The organism is Vibrio sp. 10N (assembly GCF_036245475.1).
In the GTDB taxonomy this organism is placed as follows: domain Bacteria; phylum Pseudomonadota; class Gammaproteobacteria; order Enterobacterales; family Vibrionaceae; genus Vibrio.
The window spans coordinates 1638586-1657444 of sequence record NZ_BTPM01000002.1 but is presented as its reverse complement, the minus strand read 5'-3'; the positions used below and the strand labels follow the sequence as shown (position 1 = coordinate 1657444).

General features: G+C 46.7%; 15 protein-coding genes. 11 read left to right on the top strand and 4 right to left on the bottom strand.

Annotation, left to right across the window (positions count from 1 at the left end; genetic code table 11):
* Window positions 1-93: 93 nt before the first annotated feature.
* From AAA946_RS23305 to rsgA, 7 genes are all read left to right on the top strand, one after another.
* On the top strand, window positions 94-1182 hold the full coding sequence (locus AAA946_RS23305) for an ABC transporter ATP-binding protein (RefSeq protein WP_338167120.1): 1089 nt from the start codon (window positions 94-96) through the stop codon (window positions 1180-1182).
* A 138-nt stretch (window positions 1183-1320) separates the two neighbouring features.
* Window positions 1321-2319, top strand: coding sequence for a substrate-binding domain-containing protein (locus AAA946_RS23300; RefSeq protein ID WP_338167119.1), 999 nt, complete (start codon window positions 1321-1323; stop codon window positions 2317-2319).
* Window positions 2320-2351: 32 nt separating this feature from the next.
* On the top strand, window positions 2352-4640 hold the full coding sequence (locus AAA946_RS23295; RefSeq protein ID WP_338167118.1) for an alpha-galactosidase: 2289 nt from the start codon (window positions 2352-2354) through the stop codon (window positions 4638-4640).
* Between the two features lie 718 nt (window positions 4641-5358).
* A complete protein-coding gene (locus tag AAA946_RS23290) occupies window positions 5359-5820 on the top strand; it encodes a hypothetical protein (RefSeq protein WP_338167117.1) in 462 nt (153 codons plus the stop codon).
* Window positions 5817-6428, top strand: coding sequence for an SCO family protein (locus tag AAA946_RS23285; protein ID WP_338167116.1), 612 nt, complete (start codon window positions 5817-5819; stop codon window positions 6426-6428). Before AAA946_RS23290 ends, AAA946_RS23285 begins: the two co-directional genes overlap by 4 nt.
* A gap of 71 nt (window positions 6429-6499) precedes the next feature.
* Window positions 6500-6952, top strand: a complete 453-nt coding sequence (locus AAA946_RS23280; RefSeq protein ID WP_338167115.1) for a copper chaperone PCu(A)C — start codon at window positions 6500-6502, stop codon at window positions 6950-6952.
* Window positions 6953-7235: 283 nt separating this feature from the next.
* On the top strand, window positions 7236-8291 hold the full coding sequence (gene rsgA / locus AAA946_RS23275; RefSeq protein WP_338167114.1) for a ribosome small subunit-dependent GTPase A: 1056 nt from the start codon (window positions 7236-7238) through the stop codon (window positions 8289-8291).
* Window positions 8292-8342: 51 nt separating this feature from the next.
* Here rsgA and AAA946_RS23270 read toward each other — a convergent pair whose 3' ends face one another.
* The 3 genes from AAA946_RS23270 to AAA946_RS23260 form a co-directional block, all read right to left on the bottom strand.
* Window positions 8343-9104, bottom strand: coding sequence for an SDR family NAD(P)-dependent oxidoreductase (locus tag AAA946_RS23270; protein ID WP_338167113.1), 762 nt, complete (start codon window positions 9102-9104; stop codon window positions 8343-8345).
* Between the two features lie 543 nt (window positions 9105-9647).
* A complete protein-coding gene (locus AAA946_RS23265; RefSeq protein ID WP_338167112.1) occupies window positions 9648-11930 on the bottom strand; it encodes an acyl-CoA dehydrogenase in 2283 nt (760 codons plus the stop codon).
* Window positions 11931-11956: 26 nt separating this feature from the next.
* Window positions 11957-12595, bottom strand: coding sequence for a TetR/AcrR family transcriptional regulator (locus tag AAA946_RS23260; RefSeq protein ID WP_338167111.1), 639 nt, complete (start codon window positions 12593-12595; stop codon window positions 11957-11959).
* Between the two features lie 676 nt (window positions 12596-13271).
* Here AAA946_RS23260 and AAA946_RS23255 point away from each other — a divergent pair.
* The 3 genes from AAA946_RS23255 to AAA946_RS23245 are packed head-to-tail and all read left to right on the top strand — an operon-like array spanning window position 13272 to window position 15828.
* Complete coding sequence (locus AAA946_RS23255; RefSeq protein ID WP_338167110.1) at window positions 13272-13622, top strand: phasin family protein; 351 nt, start codon at window positions 13272-13274, stop codon at window positions 13620-13622.
* Window positions 13623-13679: 57 nt separating this feature from the next.
* Window positions 13680-15440 (top strand): class I poly(R)-hydroxyalkanoic acid synthase, encoded by a 1761-nt coding sequence (gene phaC, locus AAA946_RS23250; RefSeq protein WP_338167109.1) that lies wholly within the window; start codon window positions 13680-13682, stop codon window positions 15438-15440.
* Complete coding sequence (locus AAA946_RS23245; protein WP_338167108.1) at window positions 15430-15828, top strand: MaoC family dehydratase; 399 nt, start codon at window positions 15430-15432, stop codon at window positions 15826-15828. The genes phaC and AAA946_RS23245 overlap by 11 nt, the downstream gene beginning before the upstream one ends.
* A gap of 104 nt (window positions 15829-15932) precedes the next feature.
* Here the strand turns inward: AAA946_RS23245 and AAA946_RS23240 are convergent, their stop codons facing one another.
* Window positions 15933-17123: an acetyl-CoA C-acyltransferase family protein gene (locus tag AAA946_RS23240; protein WP_338167107.1), complete on the bottom strand. Its 1191-nt coding sequence runs from the start codon at window positions 17121-17123 to the stop codon at window positions 15933-15935.
* A 448-nt stretch (window positions 17124-17571) separates the two neighbouring features.
* Between AAA946_RS23240 and sstT the strand changes: the two genes are divergently transcribed.
* Window positions 17572-18789, top strand: coding sequence for a serine/threonine transporter SstT (gene sstT, locus AAA946_RS23235; protein ID WP_338167106.1), 1218 nt, complete (start codon window positions 17572-17574; stop codon window positions 18787-18789).
* Window positions 18790-18859 lie beyond the last annotated feature (70 nt).

Sequence of the window (18859 nt, the reverse complement as noted above, 5' to 3'; positions counted from 1 at the left end):
AGTTGCCAATTAGCGCGTATGGTCATGGTATTCAAAAAAACTGGCATTGACGCATATTCATGCTGCCACTTGTCTGCATAACGAGGAGTTCTTATGGCTGACATCCGCTTAAACCAAGTCATCAAACGCTATGGCAAGGTACAAACCATTCACGGCGTCGATCTCGACATTAACGATGGCGAATTTGTGGTGTTTGTTGGTCCATCGGGCTGCGGCAAGTCGACATTGCTACGCCTAGTCGCCGGTTTAGAAGAGATCAGTGACGGCGAGATCTTCATCAATGAGGAAAAAGTAAACGACGTCGATCCTGCCGAGCGCGGGGTGGCGATGGTGTTTCAGTCCTACGCTCTCTACCCGCACATGACGGTTGAAGAGAACATGGGTTTTGGCCTCAAGATGAATAATCACCCTAAAGAGTACATCCATAAACAAGTGCAAAATGCCGCCAAGACATTGCAACTCGAACACCTTCTCAAGCGCAAACCCAAAGAGCTCTCTGGTGGTCAAAGGCAGCGTGTTGCGATTGGTCGTGCGATAGTACGCAATCCAAAGGTCTTTTTGTTCGATGAGCCACTTTCCAACCTTGATGCCGAGCTTCGCGTCGATATGCGTTTGCAGATCGCCAAGCTGCACCAAGACCTTGCCAACACAATGATTTACGTCACCCATGACCAAGTGGAAGCGATGACTCTAGCCGATAAAATTGTGGTACTGCGGGATGGTCAAGTAGAGCAAGTGGGTAGCCCACTGGAGCTGTATCACTCACCACAAAATGAGTTTGTGGCAGGCTTTATTGGCTCCCCAAAAATGAACTTCATTCCTGCTCATGTTGAGCAAGTAAGCGAGCAAGATATTACGGTTAAAACCGCGAAAGGCGAGCAATTCACATTGCCAAGAACCGCAGATCAAGCGCCAAAAGCCGGTGATGCACTTACTTTAGGTGTCAGACCAGAACACCTTACGCTTAATCACGACAATCCGGTTAGATTCGAATTCCAAAGTGAAGTCATCGAAAGGCTAGGCAACAGCACGTATTTGTTTGGCCAAGCTTCTGGCGTCGATGGCTTCAAAGTTCACCTACCGGGCGATCAGGCTGTAAACAAGTTTGAGCAAGTCGCCATTAGCTGCAGCTATGACGATGTTCATCTGTTTGATGCCGAGGGTCAACGAGTGACTTTATAGCAAACAATGCGAGTGAGCTTTGAAAACAAAACCTGATTCAAATACTCACAACGAACTGTTAAACATACAAATTGAACTCTGAGATCAAACGAGTTTTAATACTCGCCATCGTAATAGTTCCTATGCAAAAGGTGCCCCATGGCAACCATAAAAGATGTCGCTAAAGAAGCAGGAGTCTCTGTTGCCACAGTGTCTCGTGTTATTAATAAATCGCCTAAAGCCAGTCAGTCTTCAATAGACTCAGTGTCTGCGGCGATGAAAAAGTTGGGCTATCGCCCCAATGCGGCAGCGAGAGCGCTGGTCAGCCAAAGCACCAACACCATCGGCGTCGTGGTTTCTGATGTCTCAGATCCGTTTTTTGGCACCTTAATCAAATCGGTGGATCAAGTTGCCAGAGAAGCGGGCAAGCACATCCTGATCGGCAATGGCTATCACAATGCCGACGACGAGCGCCACGCCTTAGAGCTACTCATTAATAGCCGCTGCGAGGCGATTATTCTGCACGCAAAAGGGCTCAGTGATGAAGAGCTCATCAACTATGCCAAAGAAGTGAAAGGGCTGGTCATCATTAACCGCTTTATTCCAGAAATCGAATCGCGCTGCATTTCACTCGACAATGAGCGCGGCGCTTATCTTGCTACATTGCATCTAATTAAATCCGGTCATCGCAACATTGCCTGCATTGCTTCTTCCCAAGACATTGAAGATACCCATCAGCGCATCAAAGGCTATCGAACGGCGCTAGAAGATCACGGCATTCTACTTTCCAAAAACTACATTGAAGCGGGTGATCCAAGCAGTGATGGCGGCGAACTCGCCATGACCAATTTACTGTCTAAATCGTTAGATATTACTGCGGTGGTCACCTACAACGATTATATGGCTGCAGGCGCAATTCAAGCGCTTGAAAATAATGCCATTTCGGTACCTAAAGACATTTCTGTTATTGGTTTCGATGACGGCTTAATCGCCCGCTTTGTGCACCCACACCTCACAACCGTGCGCTACCCAATCGCAATGATGGCCGAACGTGCCGCTCGGTTAGCATTACTGCTGTCTCGCGGCGATGCCATCGAAGATGACCCAATTGTGTTTACGCCAACACTTGTCCAACGTAAATCTGTATTCGCGCGCTAGCCAAAGCGCGCTCTTCCTCAATAGGTGGTTAAATGATTTCGATTAATGACCAAGGATTAGAGTTTCACCTTCAAACCAAACGCTCCAGCTATTTAATTAAGGTCACGAGCACCGGCCACCTTATCCACCTTCACTATGGTGATAGGCTCACCCACCGACCTCATTTCGATGCCCTAGAGCATCTATATCAGGGCAAATTAGGCTCCTCAACAGACTATGCGGACGTACCGGGGCAAACCTTAAATACCTTCAGGCTCGAAGTCCCTACCTTTGGCAAAGGGGACTACCGAAGCCCGCTTTTGCATGTTGAGTATGCCGACGGCTCACGTGTTACCGATTTACACTACCAATCGCACCAACTACTAAACAGCAAACCCGAACTCAAGGGTCTACCGTCATCAAGCGCCGAGCCAGATAGTCAGCACCTAGTCGTTACCTTGGTCGACCCCGTTACCAAACTTGAGGTAGACGTTCACTACTCAGTCTTTAGCCAATCGGACGTCATCACTCGCCATCTAGTAGTGCGAAATCAAGCCAATCAGCCCGTGCAACTTCTGCGCGCACTCAGTAGCTGCGTCGATTTTGCTGACGAGAGCTGGGATCTGATTCACCTGCAAGGCAAATGGATCAAAGAGGCACAAATCGCGCGCCAAGGGCTGGAAAAAGGCACGGTTCAAATAGATTCCAAAAAAGGGGTGAGCAGCGCCAACCACAACCCGTTTATTGCCCTAGCGAGGAAAGAGACCAATGAACATCTTGGCGCCTGCTACGGGTTTGGGCTGATGTACAGTGGCAACCACCTATCGGTGGCTGAAGTCTCCCCGTACAACCAAACGCGGGTCATGACTGGCATTAATGACTTTGATTTCCGTTGGGAGTTGGAATCAGGAGCGCGATTTACCACGCCAGAGATCGCTCTCACCTACTCTGCTAGCGGCTTGAACCGTATGAGCCAGCAAATGCACCAGTTCATCAACCTACATGTTATTTCTGAGCAGTGGCGCGGCGTAGAACGTCCTATCCAAGTGAACAACTGGGAAGCAACCTACTTCGATTTTGATTACGACAAACTGGATGCCATCGCACAAAAAGCCAAGTCTATTGGTGTCGAGCTATTCGTACTTGATGATGGCTGGTTTGGTAAACGCGATGACGACACCACCAGCCTTGGCGACTATTTTGACAACCCAAAACTTGTGGGTGGTATCGCACGAATCAGTGAGACCGTGAAAGAGTATGGACTTAAGTTTGGTATTTGGGTCGAACCAGAAATGGTCTCACCTGACAGCGAGCTATTTCGCGCGCACCCTGAATGGGCGATTGCACATCCCGAGCGTACGCCTTCATTAGGTCGAAATCAGCTAGTACTCGATATGGCCAACCCGGAAGTGATTGATTATCTATTCGAGAAACTCAGTGATGTATTTACCCGTGCCAAAGTGGATTATGTAAAATGGGATCACAACCGAAATTTTAGTGATAGCTACGCTCACTCCTTATCAGAAAAAGAGCAAGCTTCCTTTAATCACCGCTACGTACTTGGACTGTATGACTTACTGAGTCGGCTGACAAAGGCCTTCCCGAACATTCTATTTGAGTCTTGTTCTAGCGGCGGCAATCGCTTTGATCTCGGCATGCTCAACTACATGCCGCAGACCTGGACGAGTGACAACACTGATGCCATTGAGCGCTTGAACATCCAGCACGGTACTTCTCTGTGTTATCCGTTGTCGTCCATGAGCGCGCACGTCGCCGCGAAACCATCGCACCAAGTTCTGCGCCGCACACCGCTTGAAACACGCTTTAATGTCGCTGCCTTCGGAAACTTCGGCTATCAACTCGACATCACTCAGCTCACCGAGCAAGAAACCCAAGCAGTGGTGGAGCAAATCGCGTTCTATAAACAGCACCGACAACTACTTCAATTTGGCCGCTTTTACCGTCTGTCTTCCCCATTTGAAGGCAACATCACCACCTGGTTGGTGGTTAATGACGAGGGCAGCGAAGCCCTGCTCGGCTACTACCAAAAGCTGCAGCAAAGTAGCGGCGAGCTAGAAACCATCAAACTGCCCGCGTTAAACCCAGAGTTAGCATTTACCGTCCGCTCTAGAGCGCAATACAGCGAAGAGATTGAAACCACCGACACGCTTGTTAACAGCGAACTGTATCAGCTCTATGGCGACCAACTCGCCAGTGTTGGCTTACCACTAAACAATCAGTTTATGGGGGTGGAGATTACCGAGCGTACTCGACATATCGGTGATTTTGGGTCTCGGATTTATCATATTCTGGCGGAGGGTGATTGCGCCCCAAGGGACTGAAAATTCGCTCTTGATATTGGTAGCAGAGACATATTTAGGTCTGGCTCATTTTTGGACATAAATAGTCTACGTCCGCTCGTTTTTAACATGCCCCACGTAGCCGTCATCCTCACGAAAGTGAGGATCTCTTACCGCGTGTAATTGACTGAAAATATTCGACTAAGTCACGTAATTCAGCTTCGCGACGCGCCGCATGAGATCCCCTTTTTCAAGGGGATGACAGTGATTTTTTTGGGGGGGAGGAAGCGCGAAATGGGGCAGTTTCGTGTTACATACCCCAGCCAGCACGGTTCTGGACAAAAATAGTCTAGGTCCGTTCGTATTGAACATGCCCCAAGTAGCCGTCATCCTAACGAAAGTGAGGATCTCCTGCCGCGTGTAGCTAACTGAAAACATTCAACTAAGTCAGGTGAATTAAATTCGCGACGCGCCGCATGAGATCCCCTTTTTCAAGGGGATGACGGTAATAGTAGCTTGTAGGCATGAGTTGGTTTGGACTCATCAACACCAAACCATTGAAGCACTAGGCATTGTTTTTAGATGCCTTCACATCTATGAAGGGTCAATGCTTGCTGGCCTTCAATTCTCAAAGCTAGATTTGATACACAGTAAAGCCTGTACTTATCATAATATTGACATCTCGAGGGTGGGTCTAAGTCATTTAACAAGCAGCAAAAATTTGGACTACCGCACAGATGCCGATATGGAATATGTTAGGATGCGGTTACCAATTCTTCTATGGGTTAACATCACCTTGAACAGCAAATTAAAAATTCTCCTTGTTGCGGCAGCGCTGGGCGCTGGCTTCTATTTGCCATCAGCGTTTAAACAGGCGCCAAACGCAGAGATAGATTTGAATGACTATTGCATGCTCTCTGACGAGGTTTGCGAGCAGCAAGGCGTAAAAGTTAAGCTCGACACGCACCGTGTCACGCCGCTGACGCCGATTAAGGTCGATGTATTTTGGCCAAATGCCAATGCGAAGTTTTTAACCGTTTCTTTGGAAGGCAAGGAGATGGACATGGGCGTCGCCAAGTATCAGCTTGAGATGATCAAACCCGACGTCTATCAAGGTGAAATTATTTTACCGGTTTGCGCTGAAGAACGTATGACTTGGTATGGCACTGTTTCTGACGGCAGTACTGACATCAAAGCAGCACTGAGGATGAGCGCACGATGAACAAAAAATGGATTGCACTACTGGTTGTCGCCTTTGGCCTTGGCGTGGGTAGCAAGCTTTACATTGACAACCAAAAACTACAAGAGCAACAAGCGCAAGAGTTGGCACAGCTTAAAAAAGTCTCTGAGTCCGTTTTGTATGGAGAAAATGGTGCACCTGTTGAAATCTTCGACCAAACAGATCCGCGCACGCGTGTGGTCTACTTTGGTTTTACTCGCTGCCCTGATGTCTGCCCAACCTCATTGGCGATGCTAGCTGGCGCGTTGAATCAGGTCGATGATGAAACCCAAGCCACGTTAAGACCTATGTTTGTTTCTCTCGACCCTGAGCGTGACGCTGCGGAAGCCTCTGCCGAGTACGCCCACTATTTTCACCCAATGATTGAAGGCTTATCTGCGCCGTTGGAAGTCACCAAACCACTTGCTCATAAGTATGGTGTGATCTTCCGTAAAACAGAACTTGAGGACTCTAAGCTTGGCTATACCCTCGACCACAGTTCGTACTTCTATTTCCTAAGCCCGGACGGCACGCTTATTGAGAAAGTGCCGCACACGCTCAATCCTGCTCCTATTATTGAAGCGATTCATCGCGTTAATAAGCAAGGATAAGCAAGGATAAGCAACGCTATATTTATAAACAATACACCTATAACAATGCACTTATAACAATGGAATTAACCATGAAGCTCAACAAACTCCTTCTATCTGCAATCGCCCTAGCTCCTCTTTCGATGGCGCAAGCCGCTATCGATGTGAATGACGTGTACGCACGCGCGACACCACCAAATGCCACAACCAGCGCCGTATTTGGCACCATTGAAAATACCGGCAATGAAGTCCGCACTATTGTCAGCGCAAGCTCACAAGCGTCAAGCGTGGTTGAGCTTCACGATGTCATCAAAGAAGGTGACGTCATGAAGATGCGCCAAGTGAACACCATCGACATTCCAGCCAATGGTAAAACCATCCTTAAGCCTGGCAGCCTGCACGTGATGCTATTAGATGTAAAAGCGCCTATGAAAGAAGGGGACACCATTAATGTTGAGCTGACCTTTGCCAATGGTGAAGTGAAAGTCCTAACCGTGCCGGTGAAAAAAGTTATGTCAGGCATGAAGCATCATAAACATCACTAAGCTCAATACTCTACATCGCGGCGCTGTACAACCAGCGCTGCGCTGCTATTATTAGCCTGTTTTCACTCACGACATTGGAGGATTTTCATGATTGTTACTCACACCCACCCGGTAAAGTCGGTTAAAAACAACGGTTAAGCGAAACACAACAACAGATACTGTTTCTTAACCCTCTCCCTTCTTTACCCGGTGTTCATAGCCGGGGTCTAGTGCAATCTGCACACACTTACATCGGTAAGTACCTGACCCTTATAAAAATAAGACCAAATTTTAGGTACTAACAATGCATTCTATTTTTACCCATCCAATCGCGATCAACGAACTTGGCTGGAAAACCTATTTTCAACAACAACTTACTCTTGAAGAGTATGAAGGTATTATCTTCGGTCGTGTCATTGCTCACCATCGCAGTGGCTACATCGTGTGTACTGAACAACAAGAGTTTCATCTAGAGCATCATATCAGCCACCCTCAAATGACGGTGGGTGATTGGATACTTTTAGATGAACAACATCGATTTGTAAGACTGCTCGATCGTAAATCTCTATTTAGCCGCAAAGCGCCAGGCTCTAAGCTGGAAGAGCAATACATTGCTGCCAACGTCGATACTGTCTTTATCGTCTGTTCCTTGAACTTTGACTTTAACCTGAGCCGTATTGAACGCTACCTCACGCTGGTGAATGAAGCCAAAGCCGAAGCGGTCATCGTGCTAACCAAAGCCGATTTGTGCGATGACGTAGAAGACAAGCGCCAACAAGTGCAGTCACTCGATCCTTTCTTGATGATAGAAACGGTCAACGCGTTAGACGTCGATTCTCTCCACGGCCTTCAATCGTGGTGCGGAGCAGGCCAAACGGTGGCATTTATGGGTTCTTCTGGCGTTGGGAAATCGACACTGGTAAACACCCTAATGCAAGTGCAAACACAGGCTACGGGGGACATCCGTGAAGACGACAGCAAAGGTCGTCACACCACAACCTCTCGTTCTATGCATAAGATGCCAAATGGTGGCTTACTGCTTGATACCCCAGGTATGCGAGAGATTCAGCTCACGGCAAGCGAGGAAGGCCTATCCGAAACCTTTGCTGATGTAGAGGCGTTAATTGGTCAGTGCCGATTTACCGATTGCCAGCACACCAATGAACCAGGGTGTGCGGTGCGTAGCGCACTAGAGAGTGGTGACTTGGACGAAAGACGTGTCGACAACTACTTCAAGCTACAACGCGAACAAGCCAGAAACAGCGCTTCTCTTGCCGAAAAACGAACCAAGGACAAAGAATTTGGTAAGTTTGTAAAATCGGTGCAGTCCGAGAGCCGCCACCGTAAAAAAGGTTACTAGAAAACTAAGTTACGGTAATAGAGAGAGGCAAGCCTCTCTCTATCTTTTTTGTTACAGCACCAATCCACCGTCTACCGCCAACACCTTGCCGTTATAGAAATCGTTCTCAACGATAAATTGGGCACTTTGTGCTATTTCATAGTCTTGGCCTAATCGACGAGCTGGCGCCATGTTTTCTAAGCGCTGCAACGCCTCTAGCTTCATTGATGCCGTCATTGCGCTGTAACAAGCCCCCGGAGCAATAGCCGCTGCACGAATATTGTAACGAGCCAGCTCTTTTGCCCACACCATGGCTAACGAAGCGACCCCTGCTTTCGCCGCGCTGTAATTACTTTGCCCCATATTGCCATCTCTTGCGACCGAGGAAATATTGATGATGACCCCTTGCTGTTTCGTAGTAATCATCGCCTTGGCGGCTTCCTTGCCACAGACAAACGTCCCGGACAAATTCACATTTATCACCGCATTAAACTGATCCAGCGACATCTCATCGAGGATTTCTCCATCCTTCGCCTTTATCATCAATCCGTCGCGGAGGATCCCTGCATTGTTGACTAATACGTTCACTTTACCTAGGTCATGAACAATTGACTCAAACGTCTCTTTCACGGCTTGTTCATCGGTAATATTCGCAACATAACCACACACTTGGGGCGCTATGCTACTGAGTTCGTTAACTGCCGTCGCCAGCTGTTCGGCGTTAGCGTCAATCAACGCGATATTTGCACCTTTGCCCGCAAAGCGTTGTGCCATAGCAAAACCAAGCCCTTGAGCACCACCGGTAATGACAACCACACTGTCTTTGATTTCCATATTACTTTCCTTTTCTGAAGACGACTTTCGATAAACCTGCGCTAGAGTGATTCGGCAATGCTGCAATGCTTTTGAAAGGCAAGCTCTTCATCTCAATAAACACGGCTTACTGTTTGAATTAACTATCAGATATATATCGACTTAGCTTCTGACTCTACCGGTAACCACTCATCCTTGAGAGGTGAACATCAAAACCTTATTTATTCTAGACACAGCATAGGCTGATGCGGCAACTCCTTTTTTGGTTACCAGACTCGCTCTGGCAATCTGTAGCACGCACAAGGCGCACCGGAACTCAAAATTCGAAACTGGTCTTATCAGTTAAGATTTGCACTGTCGTTGGGTAAGTTTTGTCGTTTTGAAGCAGGTAAAGGTCAGTGATCTCAATCAAAGGAAGTTTTGGCGTGGCGGGCCATGCATGTCTGAATGTCATCAACCCGGCTAATGACTGTGTTTAAAACAGAGTATGAATCTGACAATAGTGCCACTCACAAGAGAAATAAAAAAGCAGCGCCAAATTGGCGCTGCCTGATCATTTACTGGTTACGCTGCACTATTGAACTTTGGTTTCGTTTCGGTACCAGTAAGCGTGGTTTTCATGTCATGACTGAAATGGTCTACCTGAATGGCACGATAACGCAGGGCATCCGCCGCTTCAATTTGAGCCACCTCTTCTGCTGTGAGCACATTCGCTTCCAGCGCTTGATTCAGGCGATCTTTCAAAAGCCCTTTTCTCGCAACTTTTCCAGCTTTAACACCAGAAACTAGCTTCTTCTCTAAGCCTTTAATGTCATGCATGGCAATAAAGGCACTCTCTAGCAGGCCAATGGCGTCGCTGTCATCTTTGCCTACATAACAAAGATGGGTCAATCGGTCACGCGCCTCCCCTGGTACCATCAGCTTATTCGCAATTCGTAGCGTCACTTTATCATCTGGCAACTTATAATGGTTGCCAAGTGGGAACAACAATGTCTTCAGTGTCTTGCCTGCCAACCCACTTGGGAAGTTACGGAAAGCTTCATTGAGCGATTTCGCTGCGTGATAGAAGCAGTAGTCAACGGCATAGTCAACGTGGTCTAGATCGCTCTGCTGGCTGCCTTCATCCTGATACTTCTTCAGTACCGCTGATGCCATATACAAGTAAGACAAACCATCACCTAAACGCGCAGAGATAAGCTCTTTACGTTTTAGCTCCCCGCCCAGTGTCAACATAGCAAAGTCAGCACTCACCGCCAGCGCTTTACTTAGGCGCTTAAGGTTCTTGTAATGGCGTTTCGTTGGTCCACTGACTGGAGAGCTTGTAAATGCCGACCCAGTAATTGCGGCAAACAGACCGCCAATCGAGTTCTTAGTAGCATGACCAATATGTTTGAAGAGCAACTCATCAAAAGCTTTCAAGCCTTCTTCTTGATCTGGATTCGCCGCTGCTTCCATTTCCGCAAACACATACGGGTGGCATCGCGTGGCACCTTGTCCGAAGATCATGAGGTTACGCGTTAGAATGTTCGCCCCTTCCACCGTAATCGCGATAGGCACACCAAGGTAAGCCGACGACAGGTAGTTCATTGGACCACATTGAATCGCACGGCCACCATGGATATCAAACGAGTCGTTGATCAAAGTGCGGGAGATTTCGGTCATATGATACTTAGCAATCGCCGTCACAATGCCTGGTTTCTGCCCCTGATCGAGTGCCGTCGTCGTTAATGTTCTCGTGGCTTCAAGCAAGTAGTTCAAACCGCCAATACGACCTAAGGCTTCTGCAACACCCTCAAACTTACCAATTGACATGCCGAACTGTTTGCGCACATAAGAGTAAGCGCCTGTCGTTCTTGCTGTCAAATGACCGATTGCTGTACCAAGCGCAGGCAAAGAGATCCCGCGACCCGCTGACAAACACTCAACCAACATACGCCAACCTTTACCAGCGTAATCGGCACCACCAATCAACCACTCCATAGGGATAAAGACATCTTCACCCTGAATAGTACCGTTCATAAAGGCCAAGTAGAGTGGGTCATGACGCTCACCGATAACCACTCCAGGATGGTCAGTTGGGATCAGCGCACAGGTGATACCTACATTGGCTCGGTCACCAAGTAGTTTGTTAGGATCTTGCATCTTAAATGCCAAGCCCATAACCGTCGCGACAGGGGCTAGAGTAATGTAGCGCTTGTTCCAGTTCAGGCGAACACCTAACACTTCTTGGCCATTATGTTCACCGTAACAAACGACCCCCGTATCCGGAATGCCACCCGCATCAGAGCCTGCCTCTGGACCCGTCAAGGCAAAACATGGGGTATCGGTGCCGTCGGCAAGACGCGGTAGCCAGTAATCTCGCTGCTCTTGAGTACCGTAATGGGAAAGCAGCTCTCCCGGCCCCAGAGAGTTAGGTACCATGACGGTTATTGCCGCGCTCATACTACGAGTTGCAATTTTGGCTACAATCGTGGAGTTTGCGTGAGAAGAAAATTCGCGACCACCGTATTCTTTAGAAATGATCAACGAGAAAAAGCGCTCTTTACGTAAGTAGTCCCATACTTCAGGGGATAGATCTCGGTATTCGGTGACAAACTTATGCTCATCGAGCATAGAGAGTAAAGTCTCTAGCTGATTATCAATGAATGACTGCTCTTCTTCTGTCAGCGTTGGCTTTGGGTATTGGTGTAATGTCTTGAAATCAGGGCGTCCTGAAAACAGTTCTCCATCCCACCAAACACCTCCTGCCTCCATGGCTTCTCTTTCTGTGTTAGATAGCGGTGGTAGTACCTTTTTAAAAAGGTTAAATGCCGGCGCACTGACTAATTTTCTAGTTACGAAACCCATATCACGATTCCTTTTGTTTAGTTACGTTATTGTTTTGTTGTACTACTTTCAAACCCAGCCGATATATATGAGATCGCTTGATCGACAATATTTGTAGGTTGTGTTTCTGAATTAAACGAGCTAGAAGCTAATTCGGACAATGCCTCACTAGACACGCAGGCAAATATAAACGCCCCCAATGAGAAGTGCAGTTTCCAAAATAACTGTTCTTTATTAATATCTGGGCTCGCCTTTAACATGGATAATGTGAATAGATCCAATGTTTTGCCATATTGATTGACGATAAACCACCTTAGGTGGCCTTGAATATCACTGTAGCCGTTAGCAATAAGCAGTAAGAATCTGCCCATTCCATTGGCTCGCCATTCATTAAGACTCATTAAAGGCACTTTTACTGCACAAAGTACTTCTTCAACCGTAAAACTCTCTTTCTTATTAAGTGCAATCAGTTGATCGTGTAATTCGGGCATTAATTTGGTTAAGTACTGATCCAATATCGCGCGAACAAGCGTCTTTTTATCACCAAAGTGATAATTTACCGCGGCTAAATTCACGTTCGCTTTTGTCGTGATCTGTCTGAGCGATGTGTTGCTATATCCTTGCTCTACAAACAGATTTTCAGACATATCTAATATCTTTCTTTTGGTTCCAGCTTTAACACTCATGGTATTTAAAACGCTCGTATGAAACAGTAGTTTTAATATACCCCTCAACCAAAAAACAACAAGTGATTAACATCGTGTTTTTTAAAATTAACAGCAGACTGTACCGTCAAAGGGGTATTCTCCATCCTATTTCGATTAGCTAACAAGCACTGACATCGATACCAAAACTCAAACGTACAAACATTAAAAGCCATAAATAACAACAAGTTAAGTTAAAACAGGTTTTATGGGAGACATTAATAGCACGTTTTAATCGCGAAAATTTTCTCTCCTGTTGCTGAGTAACATCGACATTCCTCAACGATCCAAACTTTTGTCACCACTGTGTTAAATGTAAAATATTTCTAACATTTTTAGTGCAAAATGTGACCGAATCGAAACTTCTTAAAACTCATCAAAAATTATGAAATAAATGATTTCAAACGGTATAAATATATAACCTCACCAACTTAAACCTTTATTTATCAACACTTAACTCTTATTCACCGAAAATCAATCAAACGCATTGCTATTCATAAGGATGTATAAAGTAGTATTTTCCCTCCATTTCGGCTAATGACAACAGTTATTCATTTCGTCACAATGAGCTCATTCAAACGTGTGTTTGAATTTTTCATTGATATACATCAAAGCCCAGCTAAATATATTCAGTCAGACCTAAAAAAAGGAATTCACTATGCAAAACCAAGCTGCACTAGAAGCGGTTAACGCTCAACTAAAAACTGTTCTTAACCCTTTCGCTAACTTCAGCCAACTTGTTGCTAAGAACGTAGAAACATTGTCAAAAATGCAATTGGAAACGCTAACAGCATACAGCGAGCTGACAAACGAAAACCTACAAAGCCTTGTCACTATCAAAGAGCCACAAGATCTAATGAACCACGGCAGCAAACAGCTGGAAATCATTAGCAAAGTAAGCCAACGCCTACTTGAAGATGGCCAAAAACTAAGCCAAATCGGTAACGACTTTAAAGCTGCTGTTGATGAGATTTCTGCAACAACAATCAACACAAACAAAGGCGCTTAATCTTTGGGGCGGTGCCTGTCACCGCCTGTTTTAACCATACTTAGCAAGGATGGGAAGATGGACAAAACACCTCCGTTCCAAGACGTTATCGATAACTATTTCCAAGCCACTCAAAGCTGGTTTGGCGCTTTTCAAAAACCTACTCAGTCCACCATCTTCAAATCGCAAATGGAGGACTGGACTCAACTCGCTCAATCTGTTGCTAGTGATCCAACCAACATTCTCGAGCAGCAAATGAACTGGTGGAATCAACAAATTAACTTGTTTAATGATTGCATCCTGTCAGCGAACACTCCGCAAGATAAAGAGGCAGATCCTCGTTTTCGTGATGAAAGTTGGTCAACCAACCCGCTCTACAGCTATATAAAAGAAAGCTACAAAATGGTCTGTAAGACGGTGTTAGACACCATCAGTAGCACTCAAGATCTTGACCCTGAAGCGAAAGAACGTCTCGAGTTCTTCGCTCGACAATTTCTCAATGCCATGTCACCAAGTAATTTTGTGACGACTAACCCTGAGATCATGAAACTCACACTTGAGTCTAATGGCGAAAACCTCGTCAAAGGTTTGGAGCAACTGCATAAGGACATGAGTAAAAGTGTCGACATGCTGAACATCCGCATGACGGACAGTGATGGCTTTATCGTGGGTGAGAACATTGCTGCAACCGAGGGGAAAGTTGTCTACAAAAACCACTTGTTTGAACTGCTGCAATATCAAGCTACAACAACAGAAGTATACAAACGTCCGATGATGATCGTTCCACCATTTGTGAACAAGTACTACATCATGGATCTGAATCAGCGTAAGTCCTTCGTGAAATGGCTGGTCGACCAAGGACACACCGTATTTATGGTCTCTTGGGTCAACCCGGATGCAAGTTACCGAGAAGCCGACTTCGGCACCTACATTACTGACGGTATCGTTCCTGCTCTTGATGCAATCGAGAAGCAAACTGGCGAGCGTGAAGTCAATGGTCTGGGCTACTGTATTGGTGGCACGCTACTTACCACGGCCATGGCCTATCTAGCAGGTAAGAAGCGCAAGCAACGCATCAAGTCAGCCACCCTGCTGACCACAATCCTTGATTTCAAACAGCCAGGTGAGCTTGGTATCTTCATTAATGACCCGATGATTTCTGCTATCGAAGCGCAAAACGACATGCAAGGGTACATTGATGGACGACAAATGGCGGTATCGTTCAGCTTGCTACGCGAGAACAGCCTGTATTGGAATTACTACGTCACCAATTACCTCAAAGGTGAGAAGCCAGTTGCTTTCGATTTACTGCATTGGAACAGCGACAATACTAACGTACCGGCGAAGTGCCACAACCAGATGCTGCGTCAGTTCTATCTGGAAAATAAACTCAGCCAGCCTGGCCAGTTCGAAGTAGATGGCGTCACGATTGACCTAGGAAAAGTGAAATCTCCGACCTTCTTCTTGTCTGCCATCGAAGATCACATTGCTCTTTGGAAAGGCACTTATAAAGGCACAGAGTTACTCGGCGGACAAAGTACATTTGTATTGGCAGAAAGTGGCCATATTGCTGGCCCAATGAACCATGCGGATTCAACAAAATACGGCTTCTGGACCAATAAAGATGTCAAAGCCGATGCTGACACTTGGCTGTCTAAAGCAGACAAGCACAATGGGTCTTGGTGGAACCATTGGCAAGAGTGGTTGGATGCCCGCAATTTCTCTCAAAAACAAGAAGCTCGAATTCTTGAAGGGGAGATGGATGCACCAGGCACTTACGTAAAACAACGTATTGAAGATGTACTGAACAAATCAGAGGAGCAAGCCGATGTCGCTTAGTATTGGTCAACAAGCAAGCTTAACAAAAACCTTAGATAAAGCCGCAGTGGAGCAGTTTGCTTCATTGGCTGAAGACTATAACCCAGTACACTTAGATGAAGCTTTTGCCGCTATGACTCCATTTGAGGTGCCGATTGTACATGGCATGCTCGGTGCGAGTTTGGTGTCCGGTTTGCTGGCATCGAAGATACCGGGGCCAGGTGCGATTTATCTGGGTCAAACCCTGCAGTTCACTTCTCCCATTCGAGTGGGCGAAACGGTCACAGCTCGTGTTGAAGTAAAAGAAGTCAGAGAAGACAAGCCTATCGCGAAACTGATTACTGAAGTGTTTAACGAGCAAGGCAAAGTAGCGATCAAAGGCGAGGCAACGGTTTTGCTTCAGAGCTAAATAATTTTAAATTTCCCTTCCAGTTTGGACGGCATCTGCCGTCCTTTTTTATTACTGAAGTTTGGAAAATCCAACATGAATGTCAGATTTTCCAATGTAATACTCTAGTCTGCCCAGTTTTCGAATAGCGCGGCAATACCCTGGCCTCCGCCGATACACATGGTGACCACTGCATATCGACCGTTAACGCGCTTCAGCTCGTAAAGTGCCTTGACTGAAATTAAGGCGCCAGTCGCACCGATAGGGTGACCTAAACTGATCCCAGACCCGTTCGGATTGACTTTCTCAGGGTCAATACCCAGTTCTTTGACGACTGACAAAGCCTGAGCTGCGAACGCTTCATTGGCTTCCCATACATCGACTTGTTCAGCCTGAATGCCTGTTTTATCAAGCAACTGTCTTACAGCGGGAACCGGACCAATCCCCATAATCGATGGATCAACGGCTGCAATCGCGTAGCCGACCATGGTCGCCATCGGTTTTAACCCCTTCGCAGCCGCCGCTTCTTTTTCCATCAATACAAGTGCGGCCGCGCCATCGTTAATGCCCGATGCATTGCCAGCCGTTACCGTTCCTTCCTTTTTAAAGGCGGGACGCAGCTTGGCCATATCTTCCTTCTGGCAGTCCAACCGCACGTGTTCATCACTATCGAATACCGTTGTGCCACGACGTGTTTTTAATTCGATCGGTAAGATTTGCTCTGAGAATCGTCCTTCTTGCTGTGCCACCTGTGCGCGTCGATGGCTTTCTTGAGCACAAGCGTCCTGCTCTTCTCGGCTAATGTCATACTTCTCTGCCAAATTTTCCGCAGTAATGCCCATATGCACATCATTAATTGGGCAAGTGAGCGCACCAACCATAGGATCAACTAGCTGCGTGTCCCCCATTTTTGCGCCAAATCGAGCACTGGGCATCCAATATGGTACGCGGCTCATCGACTCCGCGCCTCCAGCAACAGCAGCATCACAATCGCCCAGCATGATCATCTGTGCGGCAGAGACAACCGCCTGAAGACCAGAGCCGCATAATCGATTCACTGTCAGAGCTGGTGTTGATATTGGTAGCCCTGCATTCAGAGCAGCGACGCGGCTCATGTACATGTCTCTGCGGTCGCTGTGGGTCACGCTACCAATAACGCAGTGTCCAATCTCTTTTCCATCGACACCCGCTCTATTGACGGCTTCTGCAACTACTTTTCCGGCCAACTCGGTAGGCGCGACATCTTTTAAACTACCACCAAAGTCCGCAATGGCGGTTCTAACGCCACTTAGTACAACTACTTCACGTTTGTTCATTGGTTCACCATGTATATGTTTTGTAGGGAATCATCATTGTTTCACACAACACTTTAACATTTACAAAACAACACCCCAGCAACCACAACATTCACGTATTCGATCCTTCAATTAGTTGCGCCCTCAACCTCCTGCATCGCCAATGCGAACGGCTCAGATATGCATCTACACTCGTGTTAACGGAGTTCGACTCGGCCCATAACCAAGACACAAAAATGCAACAAGAGACTAAACGCAAGAACAATAAACCACAAAATGCAACTTAATCCACAAATAATCACTGGATTTAAATAAAAACTAGACACATAAATTTGCATGGATACTATAAAACACGCAAACACACTTTATTACAGAATAACATTCATCCAACTCGCTTTACTCGACTTAGCTACACTGTTGAGAGCAACTCAAGCAGGTTGAGATGAACAAACCATTACAGGGATAAAAAATGCAAAGTTCTCGCTTATTAGTTCGCTTTGCCAATGGCAATCTGGTTGTCCAGATCCTGGCAGGCATCATTTTTGGTGTTATCCTCGCTGTCGCAGCACCAGCAACCGCACAAAGCTTCGGAATGCTTGGTAGCTTGTTTGTCGGAGCACTTAAAGCTGTCGCCCCAATTTTAGTCTTCATTCTTGTTGCAGCTTCTATTGCTAACCAAAAGAAAAACCAAACCACGCATATGCGCCCAATCGTTGTGTTGTACCTCATTGGTACTTTCTCGGCGGCGCTTACTGCCGTTTTGCTTAGCTTCCTTTTCCCAACCGAGCTAACCTTGGTTGCCGGCGCAGAAGGGGCAACGCCACCGCAAGGTATTGGCGAAGTTCTACACACACTGCTATTCAAACTTGTCGACAACCCAGTTAGCGCGCTGATGAACGCTAACTACATCGGTATTTTGGCTTGGGCGATTGGTCTAGGTTTAGCCCTGCACCATGCCTCTGACACCACCAAAGCAGTGTTTGAAGATCTTAGCCACGGCGTATCGCAAATCGTACGTTTCATCATTCGTCTAGCGCCATTCGGTATTTTTGGCCTAGTGGCGAACACCTTTGCGACAACCGGTTTTTCTGCGCTTGCTGGCTACGCACAACTACTATTCGTCCTGCTGCTGGCGATGGCAATCATTGCTCTGGTTGTAAACCCAATCATTGTCTACGTGAAGACCAAAGAGAACCCATACCCATTAGTTTTTAAGTGTCTACGTGAAAGTGGTGTGACGGCATTCTTTACTCGCTCAAGTGCAGCTAACATTCCAGTTAACATGACGCTTTGTGAAAAGCTAAACCTAGATGAAGATACCTATTCGGTCTCTATCCCACTGGGTGCGACCATCAATATGGCGGGTGCGGCAATCACGATTACCGTGCTAACACTGGCGGCAGTGCATACCATGGGTATCGAGATTGATATCTTTACTGCGCTACTACTGAGTATCGTTGCTGCGGTATCTGCTTGTGGTGCATCAGGCGTTGCAGGCGGTTCGCTACTGCTTATCCCGCTAGCGTGTGGTCTGTTTGGTATCTCAAACGATGTCGCCATGCAGGTTGTTGCCGTTGGCTTTATCATTGGTGTGATTCAAGACTCTGCCGAGACAGCGCTGAACAGCTCAACTGACGTAGTATTTACTGCCGCAGTTTGTAAAGCTGAGCAGAACAAGCTGGGTTAATATCCACTAGCATTTACAAAATCAAAGGGCTGTGTCATCGACACAGCCCTTTTTCTATTTGCGTCCCCGT

What these genes read in the sequence shown, in the direction of transcription:
- AAA946_RS23305 (WP_338167120.1), top strand. Translation starts at nt 94, where the DNA reads ATGGCTGACATCCGCTTAAACCAAGTCATCAAACGCTATGGCAAGGTA.
- AAA946_RS23300 (WP_338167119.1), top strand. Translation starts at nt 1,321, where the DNA reads ATGGCAACCATAAAAGATGTCGCTAAAGAAGCAGGAGTCTCTGTTGCC.
- AAA946_RS23295 (WP_338167118.1), top strand. Translation starts at nt 2,352, where the DNA reads ATGATTTCGATTAATGACCAAGGATTAGAGTTTCACCTTCAAACCAAA.
- AAA946_RS23290 (WP_338167117.1), top strand. Translation starts at nt 5,359, where the DNA reads ATGCGGTTACCAATTCTTCTATGGGTTAACATCACCTTGAACAGCAAA.
- AAA946_RS23285 (WP_338167116.1), top strand. Translation starts at nt 5,817, where the DNA reads ATGAACAAAAAATGGATTGCACTACTGGTTGTCGCCTTTGGCCTTGGC.
- AAA946_RS23280 (WP_338167115.1), top strand. Translation starts at nt 6,500, where the DNA reads ATGAAGCTCAACAAACTCCTTCTATCTGCAATCGCCCTAGCTCCTCTT.
- rsgA (WP_338167114.1), top strand. Translation starts at nt 7,236, where the DNA reads ATGCATTCTATTTTTACCCATCCAATCGCGATCAACGAACTTGGCTGG.
- AAA946_RS23270 (WP_338167113.1), bottom strand. Translation starts at nt 9,104, where the DNA reads ATGGAAATCAAAGACAGTGTGGTTGTCATTACCGGTGGTGCTCAAGGG.
- AAA946_RS23265 (WP_338167112.1), bottom strand. Translation starts at nt 11,930, where the DNA reads ATGGGTTTCGTAACTAGAAAATTAGTCAGTGCGCCGGCATTTAACCTT.
- AAA946_RS23260 (WP_338167111.1), bottom strand. Translation starts at nt 12,595, where the DNA reads ATGAGTGTTAAAGCTGGAACCAAAAGAAAGATATTAGATATGTCTGAA.
- AAA946_RS23255 (WP_338167110.1), top strand. Translation starts at nt 13,272, where the DNA reads ATGCAAAACCAAGCTGCACTAGAAGCGGTTAACGCTCAACTAAAAACT.
- phaC (WP_338167109.1), top strand. Translation starts at nt 13,680, where the DNA reads ATGGACAAAACACCTCCGTTCCAAGACGTTATCGATAACTATTTCCAA.
- AAA946_RS23245 (WP_338167108.1), top strand. Translation starts at nt 15,430, where the DNA reads ATGTCGCTTAGTATTGGTCAACAAGCAAGCTTAACAAAAACCTTAGAT.
- AAA946_RS23240 (WP_338167107.1), bottom strand. Translation starts at nt 17,123, where the DNA reads ATGAACAAACGTGAAGTAGTTGTACTAAGTGGCGTTAGAACCGCCATT.
- sstT (WP_338167106.1), top strand. Translation starts at nt 17,572, where the DNA reads ATGCAAAGTTCTCGCTTATTAGTTCGCTTTGCCAATGGCAATCTGGTT.